Below are 15,215 nucleotides of genomic sequence, written 5' to 3' on the forward strand. Positions count from 1 at the left end.
AAGCCACGGCTTTTTTGGTGCGGATGTGACGTTACCCTTTAAAGCTGTCCTGCCATTTTAACAAGCGCGTTTCAAGTAAGCGGACGAATGAATCCGTCACCTTCCCGCCAATCGCGAAAATGAAAATACCTACGAAGACAACGCCTGTCCGCATATAAGCCCTGGCATCCTGAATCATGAAGCCAATCCCTTGATCTGCCCCCATCAGCTCTGCTACAACAAGGCAGAGCCACGATACGCTAAGCGACAACCGCAGTCCGAGCAAGATGTTGGGCATGGCCGCAGGCAGCATCAGCTTAGTGATTTGATGGAATTTACTGAACTCCAAGACGCGGGCTACATCAAACAGCTTGGAATCCACGTTGCGAACACCGAGAAACGTGTTGACGTACATAGGAAAAAAGGCACCCATCGAGATTAACAAAATTTTGGACAGCTCCCCGAATCCGAACCACAAAATAAATAACGGGGTAATCGCGAGCAGTGGAACCGTCCGCAGCATTTGAATCGTAGGGTCAAGCATGGCTTCCGAGCGTTTGGAAAAGCCGACGAGAAGCCCAAATGCCAATCCTAACGAACCGCCAATCGCAAAGCCAGTCAACGCTCGCAGTACGCTGATTTGTAAATGATGAGTCAATTCCCCGGTAGTAATAATCGTCCAAAAATCGACGAAAATGCTGCTCGGAGCCGGGAATAGCAGGGGAGAGACGAAAGATAATTCAACAGCTGACTGCCAGAGCACCAGTGCGAGAACAGGCAAAAGGCTCCCGACCAGCAAGCGTTTTAGCTTGACGTTACCCGTCTTGTCTATGAGAGAAGGCTTGTTACCTTGCATAGGAGACTCCTTTCTAAATGACCCAGGTGCATTCGGGCGTTTCTTCTGTTTTTTCCAGCGCTCTCAGCACCCGCGAACGCAGCTCCTGAAAGGCACTGCCGACCCGATTTCGCGGATGAGACAGGTCATTTGCGATAACAGCTTTGATGCGTCCGGGGCGTGCATCCATGACGATAATACGGCTAGACAAAAATACGGCCTCGTCGATATCATGCGTCACAAGCAGCATGGTGGTTTTGTTGCGCCGCCAAATGTCCAGGAGAACCTCTTGCATATGGTTTCTCGTGAAGGCGTCCAATGCCCCAAATGGTTCATCTAAAAGCAATACCTGTGGCTGACGCATCAATGCTCTGGCAATGGCAACGCGCTGTGACATCCCACCGGACAGCTGCTTCGGATACGCCTTTTCAAAGCCTTCGAGACGGACGAGCTTGATCATTTCCTGGACGCGGTTTCGTATGTCAGCATCCCCCAGAGAAAGATTCGCTGCGATGTTTTTTTCGACGGTCAGCCAAGGGAACAGGCGATGCTCCTGAAAAATGAAGCCCTTTTGCCTGCTCGGCCGATCCACCTGTTGTCCACCAAGCAGCACGGACCCTTCGTGGTCTGTATCCAGTCCTGCAATGATTTTGAGTAGTGTGCTTTTTCCGCATCCACTCGGTCCGATGATCGAGACGAATTCGCCCTCTTTTACAGAGAGGTCAATCCGATCCAGGACATGTGTGATTGATCCAGCATTTTGGAACGATTTATTCACTTTTTTGATTTCTAACGTTGGGCTGGACATGGCGTTCCTCCTTGCCTTTCACAGGCTTTTCGGGCGATGGCTGCTTGATAATGTTGAACATCATAACATCGGCAATATAACGCGTAAATTGTCTATGATTTATAGCGTCATAACCTCCAGTTATGTTTGAAGCCACTAGAAAAATTTGTGATACTCCTGAATTAAGTAATTCATAAATTCCTTTTGAGCGATGGAAAAATGTCTGTTCTTTTTTCTTGCCCACCCCAGCGAAACCGTATTGGGTTCATGGTCGACAAGCGGAATCGCTATCAGCTCCCCGTTCAAAATGTAAGGGTCCTTGAGCATGCTGAATTCGATAAAAAAGCCGATGGCAGTGCTCTCGATAATCGTGCGTTTCAATATTTCGATATTGTTGGAGGTAAAAATAATGGATAAAGGTCCGTGTTGATTCATGAAGCTCTGCATGAACCAATCATGAAAGTTGTTGTCAATATTTACGAACGAATGCCCCAGGATGTCTTGTGGCGTCAAGCTTTCTTTGGAGGCCAGTGGAGATTGCCTGCCAACGCAAACGACCATTCTTGACTTGAGAATTTCCTGCATGACGAGATCCTTGACCTGATTTTCCGGATGTGTGTCCAGATAGATGAGCCCAAGATCCGTCCGTTCTTCCTTTAGATCCTGGACGACGTCCTCTGAATTTTTGGAGATGATATCCAGCTTTACCTTTGGATAATCCTTTTTAAAATGGACGATGGACCGCGACAGAATCGCCATAAAATTAGGGCCGACAGAAAAGCGTACCTCGCCTTGCAAAAGGGAGCTTTCAATTTGTGATTCCTCTTTGATTTCCTCGATTTTCGCCAAAATTTCGCTGACTTTTTCGATAATGACTTCGCCGCGCCGCGTAGGTGTACAGCCTACCCGTGACCGCTTAAACAGCTCAATCCCCAATTCTTTTTCCAGCTTGGACAATGATTTGCTGACGCCCGCTTGCGAGACATGCAGCTGCTCGGCGGCAATCGAAATAGAACCTGTCTTGGCAATCGCTGCCACGTACTCAAGCTGCTCAATATTCATCTATCCATCCACCCCCCCCACACATAACTAAAATTCATATAGCTATAATACTAAGTTATTTTACTGGATTTGTCGGATATAATACAATCGAAAAAAATAACAACCTTTCAGGCAGAGGAGAATGTCCCATGAAAGCTGCACCGCGCTTCAAAAAAATCTCTTTACTCATCTTGATGACAATAATCGGCACGCTGCTTTTGTCTGCTTGCTCGGGTGGTGCGGGTAGCTCCGGCGAGTCGGGAAAAGAAAAAGCAACGGTCAACATCGCCGTCAATGGCGGATTAAATCTGCTTAGCATCGCCAAGAACAAAGGCTGGTTCGAAGAGGAATTCAAAAAGGTCAATGCGGACGTACAGTGGCATGAATTCCAAAGCAGTGCAACCACTTTTGGAAGGAATTATTACTGACCGCATCGACTTTTCGTTCATCGGAGACGGGACGCTGGTGACAGGCGCCGCGGCAAAATCACCAATCAAAGCGATCTCTGTTACAGGAGTAGAGGGCAACCAAAACAGTATCATCGTCAAGCCAGACAGCCCAATCCAATCGATTGCCGACCTGAAGGGCAAAACGATCGCCATCGCAAAAGGCTCCTCCGCACATATCTTTCTGATCAAGGCACTGGAGAAAAACGGTCTGAAGGAATCCGATGTGAAGCTGGTACAGCTGCAGCCGGATGAAGCCAATCCCGCTTTTCAAACAGGAAAAGTAGATGCATGGGGCATCTGGGACCCATTCGTAACGACGGAGGTTCAATCGAATCGCGCTCGTATTGTAGCGAGTGTCAAGACGATGAATTTCGTAGCGCCAGCAGTGATGATCGGACGAGATAAATTTTTGCAGGAGCATCCGGATTTGACAGAAGTTTATCTCAAGGTGTATCAGCGCGCAGTCGAGTGGCTGCCAAACAATATTGATGAAGCAGCAGACATTTTGTCCAAGGAGCGGAAAATGGATAAGGCCCTTGTGAAAACGCTGTTGGAAAATACGCACTACATCAATGCGCCGATTTCAGCTGATATCGCCAGCTCCATCCAATCTACTGCAGACATCTTGGCCGTATCCGGAACGATTAAGGAAAAGGTAGACATGAGCAAGTCGTACGACAATTCGTTTTTGGAAAAGGCGTTGAAAAAGTAAGACGCACAAAAGACAAATACATTCAAACGATCTGAGGGAAAACGATGAGCACAAACAGAGAGCAATCGATTCGTAATTACGAGAACACTGGCGTGAAAATAAGAGCGAGCGTAGAAGGATTAGAAGAAGAGCTGCTGCAGTGGAAGCCAGCACCGAGTAAATGGAGCATGAACGAAATCATTATCCATTTGATCGATTCCAATATTGTCAATTCGTATCGGATTCGCAAAATCATCTCTGAGCCTGTGACGTCACTCGCGACCTTTGCGCATGATGACTGGGTGCAAAATCAGCGGTTAAACGATACTTCCACGGAGGAATTACTCGCCGTATATGAAGCGATCACGCGATATAACAGCTTCCTGCTGCAGCAATTGACAGAGGAAGACTGGCAAAAGTACGGGCTGAAAGGCGAGGAGCCAATCTCTGTTTCCCATATCGTCGATAAATTCATTTGCAACCATGTCGAAATTCATTTGAATCAGATTGAACGAAATAAGCAGGCTTTTTCCGAACAGAAGTAGCAGAGAAAGAGCTAGGGGATCACCTAGCAAGGAGGTTGAAGCCATGGCCTACGAAACGCTTCTGAAGCAGGCGGAGGCAATCCACGATCAAGTAATAGCTTGGAGAAGATACCTGCATCAATATCCCGAAGTTTCCTTCGCCGAGAAAAAAACGTCTCATTATATAGAAATGGCGCTAAAATCGATTCCTAATCTGGTCGTTACGCGTCCGACGCCAACGAGTGTGATGGCAAGACTTATCGGGAAGCAGCCGGGGAAAACGCTCGCCATCCGCGCAGACATTGACGCGCTCCCCATTCAGGAGGAAAATGATTTTCCATTCGTCTCCCAAAATGCAGGAGCCATGCACGCATGCGGACATGATGGTCATACGGCGATGTTGCTAGGTGCGGCATCCGTTTTGGCAACCTATCAAGACAGTTTGGAGGGCGAAATCCGCTTTCTTTTCCAGCATGCAGAGGAGCTGCCTCCGGGCGGTGCAGAGGAAATGATCGAGGCTGGTGTCATGGACGGGGTAGACTGGGTCATCGGGGCGCATCTGCAATCGCCTGTCGAGACAGGAAAGGTTGGGGTAATCACAGGACCGATGCTCACTTCGCCAGATACGTTTACGATCACATTGCATGGCAAGGGCGGTCACGCCGCCGAACCGCATCGCACAGTAGACACGATCGCGATCGGAGCCTTAGTGGTGACAGGCTTGCAGCACATGGTTTCACGCGTGTTTAATCCAGTTGATCCACTCGTTGTGTCCGTGACGAAATTCATTGGAGGCCATACACATAATGTGATTCCGGGCAGTGTCGAGCTTAGCGGTACCGTTCGCTGCATGAACTCTGAGCTCAGGCGGCAAGTGCCAGACAGGATGAAGCAAATAGTAGAAGGCATAGCCCAGTCGTATGATGCTACAGCAGAAATGAAGTACATGTTTGGGTATCGACCAGTCATCAATCATGAGGAAGTGACCAGAATCGTCGAGGAAACAGCAGTCGAGCTGTTTGGAGAAAAAGCCGTGTACCGAATAACGCCAAGCATGGCAGCTGACGATTTCTCTGCCTTTCAAAATAAAGCAGCCGGGACGTATTTCAACATTGGTGCAGGGAATCAGGCACAAGGAATTGTACATCCGCATCATCATCCGAAATTTACGATTGACGAAGCCTCTCTTACTATCGGCGTCAAAATGTTTGTTGTTACAGCAGCTAAAATGCTTGGATTAAAAGGATAGGAAAACAAAAAGAGGGTTGCCCGTTTGGTGTACGGACAACCTTCTTTTGTCGTGCCAGGTTGGGATGAAAAGCTTAGCTGAGCTTAAAGGTGCGGATGGCATCGTTCATTTCTTCTGCCATTTTGGCCAGCATGGTCGCAGCTGCGGAAATTTCCTGCATGGACGCGTTTTGCTCTTCCGCTGCGGCAGCAACGGTTTGCGAATTGCTAGCAGACTGCTCAGCTACCAGAGAAATGTTGCTGATCGCAGTAACGATCGTCTGCATCTGCTGGCTGATTTGACGCATTTCTGAAGAGACCTCTTCGGTGCGCTCAAACAATTGGGCAGCAGAGCCTGTAATTTGTTCAAAAGCGGTTCCAGTAGACTGTACGAGTGACATCCCTTCACTAAGAATCGTCGAGCCATGCGTCATGGCGTTAATCGCTGATTCTGTATCGCGTTGAATATCTGCCACAATGGTGCTTACCTGTTCGGCTGCGGAGCTGGATTGTTCCGCGAGCTTGCGTACCTCATCGGCTACGACTGCAAAGCCACGTCCTTGTTCTCCGGCACGCGCTGCCTCGATGGCTGCATTCAGTGCTAGGAGATTGGTTTGGGCGGCAATTGTCGTAATAAGGGAAATCATTTGTCCAATTTCCTCAGAGCGACGTCCCAGAGCATTGACGATGCCTGCTGTTTGATTCATTTGCGCGTGGATCACATTCATATGTTCAACTGTTTTCACGGCCATCTGGTTGCCCTCGGTTGCCTGACGGTTTGTCTCAGCAGTAGAGCTGCTGACTTCCTCGATGCCTTTTTCCATGACGGAAATATGCTGAGCGATTTCTGTAATGACATCGCTGCCTTGGTTCGTCGCTTCCACCTGTTGCTCGGTGCCGTAGGCGATTTCTTGTACGGATTGGGCGATTTGCTCGGTAGCTCTGCTTGTTTGTTCGGCACTTGCCATTAGCTGCTCGGAAGTGGCTGCTACCTGCTGAGCACTGTAGCTGACCTGACCCAGGGTCTCGCGAAGGGTGGTTGTCATTGCGTTGAAGCGGCTTGCCATGACGCCCATCTCATCTACGGTTTTAATATCCATGGAAGCAGTGAAGTCCCCATTGGAAAGAGCGTGTGACAGCTGATTCGCACGATCAATTTGTTTCGTCAAATATTTGCTGAAGAAGTAAATGACAGCGATCAGAATCAACAAACCAAACAAACTCACAGCACAGAGCAGGTAAAATAGGGCGCTGAGGGGCGCATTGAACTCATCTTCAGGCATGACGAGAGCCAGGGTCCAATTGGTCTGAGGTATTTTTTGGAAATAAAGGCGATTGACGCCATTGTCTGCGGTGAAGGTTTTCATGCCTTCTTGTTCTGCAAGAATAGCCGCTCCAGCTTCTGAAAAGGATGTATTTTCCTCTGTTTGAATCGTTTTGTGCATGAGCTTTTCTGATTCAGGATGGGACAAGTATTGACCGGATTTATCCAGCAAAAACGCCCAGCCTGTTTCACCGACTTTTGTACCTGAAACCATTTTTTGTATGTCTGTGAGTGTAATATCGTCTGTAGCTACACCTAGCAGCTTTTTGTCTGTCGTGTAAAAGGGTGCGACGACAGTCATCATCGAAACACCTGAAACATCGTCAAAATACGGCTCCGAATAATCTGTTTTGTTTTTGGTTCCGATCCCTACCTTGTACCAATCCTGATTTGGGTAGTTGTAGGAAGCAGTGCTGTAATCGTAGGTGATGCGTACCTTGCCGTCTTCCTTTGTTCCATAGGTGGCGACGTATTGCTTATTTGGGTCGAATGCGTACGGTTCCATGAAAATACCCATTCCCACGGAGGTTTCGTTAATAAGCACGGTTTTGGTAAGCAGGGAATCCAGCTGTTCCAACGAATAAGTAATAGGTGTCATTTCGATAAAGCGAGCCATACTCTCTGTTACTTTGCTATGTTCCTCTAGTTGGCCTTCTACCTTGTCACTGAGCAAGTCCAGTTGGAAGTTCATTTTGTCACTTAATTCCTTGTTCAGCAGGGAGACTGAGAATAAAAATGCAATACTCATGACGAGAAGCAGAGTAAGAATAATGACTGGCAATGTGATTGTAAGTGTACGTGCACGCAAGCTTTTAAACCTAAACATACAGTAGCTCCTTTATAGTGTAAGTAGATGACTAACTATTCCCTATATCGGCATTTATAAAACTTCTTTATATCCCTTTAGGCAAATGTGGGAAAAATTTCAAACTAGTCAGAAAACGTTGCCGGGTACTAGGGGATTCGAGTACAATAGGAAGACAAATTGACAAATTCTTGTTACCAAAAACCTACTGGTATCTTTTGCGGGTAGAGAGTCAGAGGGGTAATGGGCTACAATGCGAATACAGACAGAGTGTCGCCGAGACGAAAGTGTTTGTTTGGCGAAGAAGGAGGGAGACTATATGAGTTTTTGTTGTGGTGCTGGAATGGTTGGTTCCGTAGGGTCAGTCCGTCATTATAAAACACTTGTTCACAATGTCCCCATCATGTTTTGTCCTGTATGTGACAGAATTGAAGTCCATCCCGGTATTGAGGGAGAGTACGAAATTTTAGTAGAATATGCACAAGGAGATCAAGCTCCTGAAGTTGATTTTGCCGACTTTGTGAGTGTTGACAATACATCGGAGTTGTTTGAGAATTGTACAATGACGGATGAAGCAGCCAGCTTCGCCGATGTACTAAAGCAACAGATCGACGTTTCGCTTGACTTGCTGCGTGTAGCCAAGGAGCTAAAGGACGATGAATGGCGAGAAGCGCTCATGATTCGTTTGAGACGTTTAAGCGAGTGGCTGAAGCAGTACAATAAACGAAAGCAAATGTCGCAGAAAAGCGCATGACCAGAGTTGACGTGGGAGGCAGTGTGAATGTTTCATTTGAAAGGCGTTCACCATATCGCATTGAATTGTAGCGATGTCGTGAAGGTAGCTCGTTTTTTTAAGGACATTTTGGAAGTTCCCATCCCGGAAGAGAACATGGTGGAAGGAGCGCCTGTCTACTTTCAAATTGGCACATACACACGGATTGGTCTTCATCCACATGGCGGTGAGGAAGGCAAAGGCGGTGTTGGTCAGGTAGACCACCTCGCTTTTTCCGTAACGAGTCGTGCGGAATTGGACTATCTGGTGGATAAGCTGGAAGCAGAGAATATCTGTTATCGCGGACCTATCACGCAACCAACCAGCTATAATCTATACTTTGAGACCCCGGATGGACATCATTTGGAGGTACGGTTAGATAAAGACGAGTTTGACGAATAACATAGCAGTCAAAAGGAAGGCATCTGCACATTGAGGCGGATGCTTTTTCTTTTTTGAACGTATAGGAATTTATAAGCGGAGCGCAAAGCAAGGTACCTCAGAGTACGCTCTCCTTGGGAATGCCTCGATAGAGGTTTTCGTAAACAAACTGCTCAATTCCCTAAGCCTTGAAAAATGCTTCTCTGACCTAGCTGACCAAAGATATGGCATTCAAGCTTCAGCTTCAAATGTCTCTACAGCTCGCTGAGGAAACGGGAGAAAGCCAGCGAAGGTCTTTGTGAGTACTACTTTGGACGCGGTTTCCCTTTTTTCCCGTAAGCGGACAGTACCCCCTCCCTGCTAGAGGCCCAAGTACCTGGAGCGCTTTCTCCTGTTTCCTCCCCTCCACTGAAGCCACGAACAACAGCAAAAAGAGCCCATAGGAAAACGTGTCGAGAAAAAGATCTTCTCCCTGACAGGAGCCGACAGGGGTTCCTACTACTCGCCAAAGGATTCGACCCGAGCAAAAACGAACCCTTTTGAAAGAGAGGGGTGGACGAACTTGGTCGGAATGGGAAGGCTGCTCGCAGAGGTTGCAACCAGGCTCCAGAAAAAAACGCACTTGCACTTGATGATGATAGGATGGGAACGGCGGATTGGCATTGTCACGGAGGATACAAAGACGCGTTGGCACCTGACATTCTCCAAGGGAGGGGCCTTTTGTGGAGCGTGGTCAGAAGAGCAATCAGTGGATCTGATTGTACAAGGTGACGAACGCGAGATGCAGATGCTGTTCGGCGGGGATGAGCTCGTATACACCTTGGCCAAAGAGCAGGTAAGAATCGTCGGACCGCTGCGCGATCAATTAAAACTGGATGCAATATTACGACTCACCTGCAAGTAAAGGGTGGCTTGTAACAGTCCTATGTTATAATAGGAAAAAAGAGTGATTTTGGGAGGTAGCGTTGTCATGTCCACTGCTTTCTCTTTGAAACAAACGATACATACTCGTGAACAACAGATTGCTGAAACATTCAGTCATTTGCATGCGAATCCAGAAATTAGCTGGAAGGAAGTTGAAACCACTCGCTATTTGGTAGAGCGGATGCGAAGCTTGGGTTTGCGCGTGACTACGTTTGATGATTGTACCGGGTTGATTGCTGAGTGGGGAGAAGGAGGCCCTGTCGTAGGATTGCGTACAGATATTGACGCTCTATGGCAGGAGGTAGACGGAGAATGGCGCCCCAATCACTCATGTGGTCATGATGCGCATATGACCATGATCGTGGAAGCTGTAGAGGCATTGATTGCTTCTGGGTATCAGCCGCCTGGAACATTAAAGATCTTGTTCCAGCCAGCGGAGGAAAAAGGAACAGGCGCTCTCAAGCTGGTAGAAAAAGGGGCCGTCGATAACGTCGATTATTTATATGGTGTTCACGTTCGTCCGATTCAGGAAATGCTGCAGGGGACTGCAGGACCTGCTATCTACAACGGGGCAGCCATGTTTCTATACGGAGAAGTCACTGGCGTTTCCGCGCACGGTGCCAGACCTCATCTAGGAGTAAACGCAATTGAGGTAGCTGGTGCTATCATCTCAGGAATTGGTCAAGTGCATATTGATCCAATGGTGCCAGCAACGGCCAAAATGACGATGCTGCAAGCAGGCGGCGAGAGCTACAATATCATTCCAGATAAAGCTCGTTTTGCGATTGATATGAGAGCACAGACAAATCAGGCAATGGATGAGCTGGAGAAAAAGGTGCGACAAATCATTGAAGGCGTTGCCCTTTCTTATTCGGCGGAAATTGAGCTACAACGAGGCTCACGGATGGTTGCTGCTGAGGTGCATGACGAAGCCAAAAAGCTGATGGAGCTTGCAATTGTGGACGTGCTGGGCCAAGAAAATCTCAGAGCAGCGCCTGTCAGCCCGGGTGCCGAGGATTTTCATTTTTACACAGTGGAGCGTCCACATATCAAAGCTACAATGCTCGCTCTCGGATGCGATTTGAAGCCGGGCTTGCATCATCCGCATATGCAGTTTGAGCATTCCGCAATGGTAAAAGGCGTCGAAATATTGGCACGAGTGATCGTGAGAACGTTTGAGCATGAAGCAGAACGTGCTTGAAACGAAGAGGCTGATCCTTCGCACATACGACGCGGATGATCTAGGCACACTGCATGCCATTCTCTCTGATCCTGTGACCATGCAGTATTGGCCAGCTCCATTTACACTGGAAGGCTCGCAGCAGTGGCTAAACAACAACATGAAACGGTATGAGACGCATGGGTTTGGACGCTGGGCGATGGTAAGCAAAAGCAGCGGACAAGTCATCGGTGATTGTGGTATCGTAGTAGCAGAGCTGGATGGACAGCTGGAAAATGATCTGGGCTTTATTGTGGCAAAGGAGTTTTGGGGGAAGGGCTTTGCTACCGAAGCAGCTGAGGCCTGCAAGCAGTTTGGCTTTCAGCAGCTTGGCTTGAAGCGCTTATGCGCGAACATGGCATTTGACCACCATGCCTCACGCAGTGTGATCGAAAAAATCGGGATGACAAAGGAAAAAGAGTACATCAATGCCCGAAACCGGAACATCCTGACCTTCTTATATGCGATCGAAAAAGACTAAGAGAAGAGTATACCCGTCTTTTATGGAGACGGGTTTTTCTGTGTTTATAGAAGCATTTCTCCATTTCTAAAGAATTTATGAAGTTCCAAGAGAAGTGTGTAAGGGGACCTATAATGAAACCTGTACAGGAGGGGGAAGCAAGATGGCTGACGGGGTAAAGGTGTTGCTGGTAGAGGATGATCCTGAGATTGGACGCATCGTACGTGATCATTTACGAAGACAGGATTACGAAGTGACGTGGGCTACCAGCGGGGCAGAAGGCTGGGAAGACTTCCAGGCACAGTCCTACGACCTCGTTTTGATCGACTTGATGCTTCCGGAGATGAATGGTTTTACGGTGTGCAAGCATATTCGTCTGACGAGCCACGTACCGATTCTGATCATGAGCGCGCGTCATGAGGACGAAGCAAAGGTACGGGGACTCGACCTAGGGGCAGATGATTATGTGACAAAGCCATTTAGCTTGACGGAGCTGTCGGCTCGCATCACGTCCCATCTGCGACGCTATCGTCGATACAAAAATGAGGACGCTCTTGCCCGGAATGAAGAGAGTCGATATGAGTTTGAAGGTGGGCTCACCATTGACAGCGAGAAAAAAGAAGTGTGTCTGAACAACATCCCAGTGGCGCTAACACCCAAAGAGCTTGGTCTTTTACTATTGCTTGCCGAACACCCTCATCGCCTGTTTACCAAGCAGGAGCTGTATGAACATATTTGGGGTCAATCCGACCTGGAAGGAAATGGGATGGTAACCGTACATGTGAAAAGCGTGCGCAAAAAGCTGCGGGACGACAAACGTGACTCCCGTTTTATCCAGACGGTATGGGGGAGCGGCTACCGCTTCGTTGGTGAACCGATCTCATGAAAATCAAGCATTGGCTCATGTCCACCTATTTACTCGTCATGCTGCTGCCTATTGCAGCCATTTCCGGGCTGTATTACTTCGTAAGTGAATATGATCAACGCCAGGACCTACGAGAGTACTTCCAAATATCTGATCGCATTGCAGAGATCGAAAAGGCGTTGCAAGACACATCGCTTTATCAAATCCAGCCCAGAAGCCACTACGAAGCTTTGCAATCACAGATGCAGTCGTCGGTAAAAATTGAGCTGTATCGCTATGACGGAATTACGTTGTATACGTCCAACGAAAATGCGATGCAGTTCGGGCTTATACGAATTCCACCTGATAAAATCTATCAGGATTTGTACGAGCTACGCAAAAGCAGTCAAACGTACTCCATTAAAAAGCCCGTATTTGCTGAGGGCAGGATGATCGGAATTTACCAAATCACCCTGGCTCGGGAAGAATGGCTGACAGAAGTGAAAAATCGGACTGTCTGGCTTGCGTCTGCTTCTATCGCTTTTTTTCTGTTGCTGTACGTAGCAGTTGTATGGTTGCTGAACCGCAAGCTAAATATGCCACTGAAACGCCTGATGGACAGGATGACCGCTTTTGCCGAGCACAAGCCAATCTCTCTATGGGAGCATCGCGCTACGGATGAAATCGGGGAACTGATCAAGCATTTTGAAGACATGCGGCTAAAGATGGAGCTGGCTAATCAGGAAGTGCTGGCAGGACAAAAGGAGAAGGAGTACCTTGTCGCAGCGCTGGCGCACGATGTAAAAACGCCGCTCACGTCTATCCGGGCGTATGCGGAGGCTCTTTTTGAGCAAGAAGGGCTAACGGACAAGGAGCAAAAGGAGTACCGCAGTATTCTGTTCGAAAAGATTGATTATATGAAAGAGATTTTGAATGATTTGACGATCTATACAGCCCTGCGCTCTTCTGTCAGGGAGACGACCTTGACGGAAGTGGATGGAGAAGAGTTTTTTGAAATGCTGTTTGCCGGGTATGAAGAGCTCTGCTTTGGCAAAGGTGTACAGCTGCAAACCGAGGTGATCGTTTCCCATGAGCTTCAGGTAAATGCACGATATTTGATGAGGCTCGTTGATAATTTGTTTCACAATGCACTTGGCCACACCAGAGAAGGGCAGTCGATTTGGCTTGCTGCGGTGTCTCCGCGAGAATCCGTGCCTGATTGGGTGTTCGATTCATTTCGCAGCGAAATCGAGAAGCTCGGTCAACAGGACCTGCTCCTGATTGTGCAAAACCAGGGTGAGGCCATACCGGATGAGCTGCAACAGCGAGTCTTTGAACCGTTTTTTCAAGTGGATGCAGCACGTACTAAAAAAGGTGCCACAAGTATCGGCTTGGGATTGAGTATCGCCAAAATGATCATGGATGAGCACGATGGCAGTATTCACGTCTGGTCTGCCCATCCATATGGAACGACATTTGTGTGTGCACTGAAAGTAGTAGAGAGAGGGATGATGAGGGATGAAGGGATATAAATGGATCGGGGCGGTCAGCTTGGCAGCCAGCTTGTTTACAGGCGGTTGCCAGGATGCGCAAACCTTTTCTTCAGAGGATGTCGTGACCAAAATGCTGGAAGGAAACAAGGCAGTAGGTTCTTATTATGCAGAAGGCATCATGAACGAATATGAAGGGGAGAAAAAGATCAGGGAATCCACGATTATGGAGTGGCATGATGCCAAGACAGGAAAGCGCCGGGTGGAGATCAGGTCAGGCAATAACGTGACACGCTCGGTGAACGACGGCAAGCAAATCATTACGTATGATGAAGCTTTAAAAACAGCATTTCGTTTAGATGCAGCAGATGTCGGTGAGCTGGGGGCAGGAACTCCGAAAGAGCAGCTCATCGGTATCCTGGATAAAGTCAAAAATACGCACAAGATTGAAGTGGTGGGAGAAGACACGGTAATCAATCTGCCTGTTCATCATGTAAAAGCGACGATGCAAGAAAAAGGATCGCTTTTTGGTGACATTGACCTGTGGGCTGATCAGAAGACATGGATAGTATTGAAATCCTCATCTACCGTAGGAGAAAACAAAGTTAACTTTGAATATACCAAGCTGGACCAATCACCTACATTCGATGAGAAAACATTTGTCCTGGATTTACCCCAGGATGTGAAAATAACATCGCTATCTGACATGAATCCAGCGAAGAAAGTAAGTCTTGAGGAAGCCGAAGCTGCGATGAAAGCCCCCTTTTACTATTGGGAAAGCAGCTCTGAAGTGGTTCTTGCAGGAATTGAGTTGAATGAGTGGAAGGGCGAAATAAACCGAAATGAGCTGACTCTCAACTATACAAAAGGAGATGTACCTTATTTCAGTCTAAGCGTATTTCCTACGCCAAAAGAAGGGATTGATGAAGGGTTGCTCGGAGAAAAGCCACTCCAGATTCGCGGAATAAAAGGAAGCTATATGGAAGCGATACGCTCCATTATGTGGGATGAAAAAGGACTGCGTTACACTGTCATGCTCGAGCACCCTGATTTGACTGTAGAGCAAATGGTGAAACTGGCCGATGAAATGAAATGGAGCGAAAAGAAATAAGCGGCGCCCCCAGATGTTAACATGACAAACGCTTAAAGAATCGCGAAAAGCAATGAACGCGCTTGGACATCCTAGCTGTAAGAGGATATCCAAGCGCGTTTTCGTTTGTCGGAAAGTTATTCACACATTCTCCACATGCGATTATAAAATTATGTAGCTTAATTGGCTAAATGTGATATACTAATTACAAATCGAACGACGATAAGAAAACCTTAATCGAGGTTTGCCACGGATGAGCGACCGCGTAATAATGGAAGGTTATTCTGCAGTATCAGGATGATTTGCTCAAAGACTATCCTATCTGATGCTGTTAAAAAGTCATAATAGGGATATATACTGGGAAGGAGATCGT

The 15,215-nt window shown here is 47.7% G+C and carries 16 protein-coding genes; 12 read left to right on the plus strand and 4 right to left on the minus strand.

Annotation, left to right across the window (positions count from 1 at the left end; all coding sequences use genetic code 11):
* Window positions 1-31 precede the first annotated feature (31 nt).
* The 3 genes from C3B52_RS00820 to C3B52_RS00830 all read right to left on the minus strand — a co-directional run bounded on the left by C3B52_RS00820 (window position 32) and on the right by C3B52_RS00830 (window position 2,663).
* Window positions 32-835 (minus strand): ABC transporter permease, encoded by an 804-nt coding sequence (locus tag C3B52_RS00820; protein ID WP_103104199.1) that lies wholly within the window; start codon window positions 833-835, stop codon window positions 32-34.
* A 13-nt stretch (window positions 836-848) separates the two neighbouring features.
* Window positions 849-1,622 carry an ABC transporter ATP-binding protein gene (locus tag C3B52_RS00825; RefSeq protein WP_103104200.1) on the minus strand — a complete coding sequence of 258 codons (774 nt, stop codon included), beginning with the start codon at window positions 1,620-1,622 and terminating at the stop codon, window positions 849-851.
* A 135-nt stretch (window positions 1,623-1,757) separates the two neighbouring features.
* Window positions 1,758-2,663: a LysR family transcriptional regulator gene (locus tag C3B52_RS00830; RefSeq protein ID WP_103104201.1), complete on the minus strand. Its 906-nt coding sequence runs from the start codon at window positions 2,661-2,663 to the stop codon at window positions 1,758-1,760.
* Between the two features lie 128 nt (window positions 2,664-2,791).
* On the opposite strand from C3B52_RS00830, the gene C3B52_RS00835 reads away from it, so the two are divergent.
* Genes C3B52_RS00835 through C3B52_RS00850 form a run of 4 tightly spaced genes read left to right on the plus strand, consistent with a single transcriptional unit; the run spans window position 2,792 to window position 5,555 of the window.
* Window positions 2,792-3,070 carry a hypothetical protein gene (locus tag C3B52_RS00835; RefSeq protein ID WP_103104202.1) on the plus strand — a complete coding sequence of 93 codons (279 nt, stop codon included), beginning with the start codon at window positions 2,792-2,794 and terminating at the stop codon, window positions 3,068-3,070.
* On the plus strand, window positions 3,024-3,803 hold the full coding sequence (locus C3B52_RS00840; protein ID WP_164684655.1) for an aliphatic sulfonate ABC transporter substrate-binding protein: 780 nt from the start codon (window positions 3,024-3,026) through the stop codon (window positions 3,801-3,803). The genes C3B52_RS00835 and C3B52_RS00840 overlap by 47 nt, the downstream gene beginning before the upstream one ends.
* Window positions 3,804-3,847: 44 nt before the next feature.
* Complete coding sequence (locus C3B52_RS00845) at window positions 3,848-4,327, plus strand: DinB family protein (protein ID WP_103104204.1); 480 nt, start codon at window positions 3,848-3,850, stop codon at window positions 4,325-4,327.
* Between the two features lie 43 nt (window positions 4,328-4,370).
* Entirely contained in the window at window positions 4,371-5,555 is a 1,185-nt protein-coding gene (locus C3B52_RS00850; protein ID WP_103104205.1) for an amidohydrolase, read from the plus strand.
* A 73-nt stretch (window positions 5,556-5,628) separates the two neighbouring features.
* Here the strand turns inward: C3B52_RS00850 and C3B52_RS00855 are convergent, their stop codons facing one another.
* Window positions 5,629-7,683: a methyl-accepting chemotaxis protein gene (locus C3B52_RS00855; RefSeq protein ID WP_103104206.1), complete on the minus strand. Its 2,055-nt coding sequence runs from the start codon at window positions 7,681-7,683 to the stop codon at window positions 5,629-5,631.
* Window positions 7,684-7,981: 298 nt separating this feature from the next.
* Between C3B52_RS00855 and C3B52_RS00860 the strand changes: the two genes are divergently transcribed.
* The 8 genes from C3B52_RS00860 to C3B52_RS00895 all read left to right on the plus strand — a co-directional run bounded on the left by C3B52_RS00860 (window position 7,982) and on the right by C3B52_RS00895 (window position 14,863).
* A complete protein-coding gene (locus C3B52_RS00860) occupies window positions 7,982-8,416 on the plus strand; it encodes a hypothetical protein (protein WP_103104207.1) in 435 nt (144 codons plus the stop codon).
* Window positions 8,417-8,443: 27 nt separating this feature from the next.
* Window positions 8,444-8,836, plus strand: a complete 393-nt coding sequence (locus C3B52_RS00865; RefSeq protein ID WP_049741732.1) for a VOC family protein — start codon at window positions 8,444-8,446, stop codon at window positions 8,834-8,836.
* Window positions 8,837-9,386: 550 nt separating this feature from the next.
* Complete coding sequence (locus C3B52_RS00870) at window positions 9,387-9,719, plus strand: SCP-2 sterol transfer family protein (RefSeq protein ID WP_235615552.1); 333 nt, start codon at window positions 9,387-9,389, stop codon at window positions 9,717-9,719.
* Between the two features lie 66 nt (window positions 9,720-9,785).
* Window positions 9,786-10,940 (plus strand): M20 peptidase aminoacylase family protein, encoded by a 1,155-nt coding sequence (locus C3B52_RS00875; RefSeq protein WP_103104209.1) that lies wholly within the window; start codon window positions 9,786-9,788, stop codon window positions 10,938-10,940.
* On the plus strand, window positions 10,921-11,439 hold the full coding sequence (locus tag C3B52_RS00880; RefSeq protein ID WP_103104210.1) for a GNAT family N-acetyltransferase: 519 nt from the start codon (window positions 10,921-10,923) through the stop codon (window positions 11,437-11,439). Before C3B52_RS00875 ends, C3B52_RS00880 begins: the two co-directional genes overlap by 20 nt.
* A gap of 142 nt (window positions 11,440-11,581) precedes the next feature.
* Window positions 11,582-12,304, plus strand: a complete 723-nt coding sequence (locus C3B52_RS00885; RefSeq protein WP_103104211.1) for a response regulator transcription factor — start codon at window positions 11,582-11,584, stop codon at window positions 12,302-12,304.
* A complete protein-coding gene (locus tag C3B52_RS00890; protein WP_103104212.1) occupies window positions 12,301-13,794 on the plus strand; it encodes a HAMP domain-containing sensor histidine kinase in 1,494 nt (497 codons plus the stop codon). Before C3B52_RS00885 ends, C3B52_RS00890 begins: the two co-directional genes overlap by 4 nt.
* On the plus strand, window positions 13,781-14,863 hold the full coding sequence (locus C3B52_RS00895) for a LolA family protein (protein WP_103104213.1): 1,083 nt from the start codon (window positions 13,781-13,783) through the stop codon (window positions 14,861-14,863). The genes C3B52_RS00890 and C3B52_RS00895 overlap by 14 nt, the downstream gene beginning before the upstream one ends.
* Window positions 14,864-15,215 lie beyond the last annotated feature (352 nt).

Source organism: Brevibacillus reuszeri (assembly GCF_002897295.1).
GTDB classification, from domain to species: Bacteria; Bacillota; Bacilli; order Brevibacillales; family Brevibacillaceae; genus Brevibacillus; species Brevibacillus reuszeri_A.

What these genes read in the sequence shown, in the direction of transcription:
- C3B52_RS00850 (WP_103104205.1), top strand. Translation starts at nt 4,371, where the DNA reads ATGGCCTACGAAACGCTTCTGAAGCAGGCGGAGGCAATCCACGATCAA.
- C3B52_RS00820 (WP_103104199.1), bottom strand. Translation starts at nt 835, where the DNA reads ATGCAAGGTAACAAGCCTTCTCTCATAGACAAGACGGGTAACGTCAAG.
- C3B52_RS00865 (WP_049741732.1), top strand. Translation starts at nt 8,444, where the DNA reads ATGTTTCATTTGAAAGGCGTTCACCATATCGCATTGAATTGTAGCGAT.
- C3B52_RS00890 (WP_103104212.1), top strand. Translation starts at nt 12,301, where the DNA reads ATGAAAATCAAGCATTGGCTCATGTCCACCTATTTACTCGTCATGCTG.
- C3B52_RS00845 (WP_103104204.1), top strand. Translation starts at nt 3,848, where the DNA reads ATGAGCACAAACAGAGAGCAATCGATTCGTAATTACGAGAACACTGGC.
- C3B52_RS00885 (WP_103104211.1), top strand. Translation starts at nt 11,582, where the DNA reads ATGGCTGACGGGGTAAAGGTGTTGCTGGTAGAGGATGATCCTGAGATT.
- C3B52_RS00830 (WP_103104201.1), bottom strand. Translation starts at nt 2,663, where the DNA reads ATGAATATTGAGCAGCTTGAGTACGTGGCAGCGATTGCCAAGACAGGT.
- C3B52_RS00880 (WP_103104210.1), top strand. Translation starts at nt 10,921, where the DNA reads ATGAAGCAGAACGTGCTTGAAACGAAGAGGCTGATCCTTCGCACATAC.
- C3B52_RS00870 (WP_235615552.1), top strand. Translation starts at nt 9,387, where the DNA reads ATGGGAAGGCTGCTCGCAGAGGTTGCAACCAGGCTCCAGAAAAAAACG.
- C3B52_RS00895 (WP_103104213.1), top strand. Translation starts at nt 13,781, where the DNA reads ATGAAGGGATATAAATGGATCGGGGCGGTCAGCTTGGCAGCCAGCTTG.
- C3B52_RS00860 (WP_103104207.1), top strand. Translation starts at nt 7,982, where the DNA reads ATGAGTTTTTGTTGTGGTGCTGGAATGGTTGGTTCCGTAGGGTCAGTC.
- C3B52_RS00835 (WP_103104202.1), top strand. Translation starts at nt 2,792, where the DNA reads ATGAAAGCTGCACCGCGCTTCAAAAAAATCTCTTTACTCATCTTGATG.
- C3B52_RS00875 (WP_103104209.1), top strand. Translation starts at nt 9,786, where the DNA reads ATGTCCACTGCTTTCTCTTTGAAACAAACGATACATACTCGTGAACAA.
- C3B52_RS00855 (WP_103104206.1), bottom strand. Translation starts at nt 7,683, where the DNA reads ATGTTTAGGTTTAAAAGCTTGCGTGCACGTACACTTACAATCACATTG.
- C3B52_RS00840 (WP_164684655.1), top strand. Translation starts at nt 3,024, where the DNA reads ATGAATTCCAAAGCAGTGCAACCACTTTTGGAAGGAATTATTACTGAC.
- C3B52_RS00825 (WP_103104200.1), bottom strand. Translation starts at nt 1,622, where the DNA reads ATGTCCAGCCCAACGTTAGAAATCAAAAAAGTGAATAAATCGTTCCAA.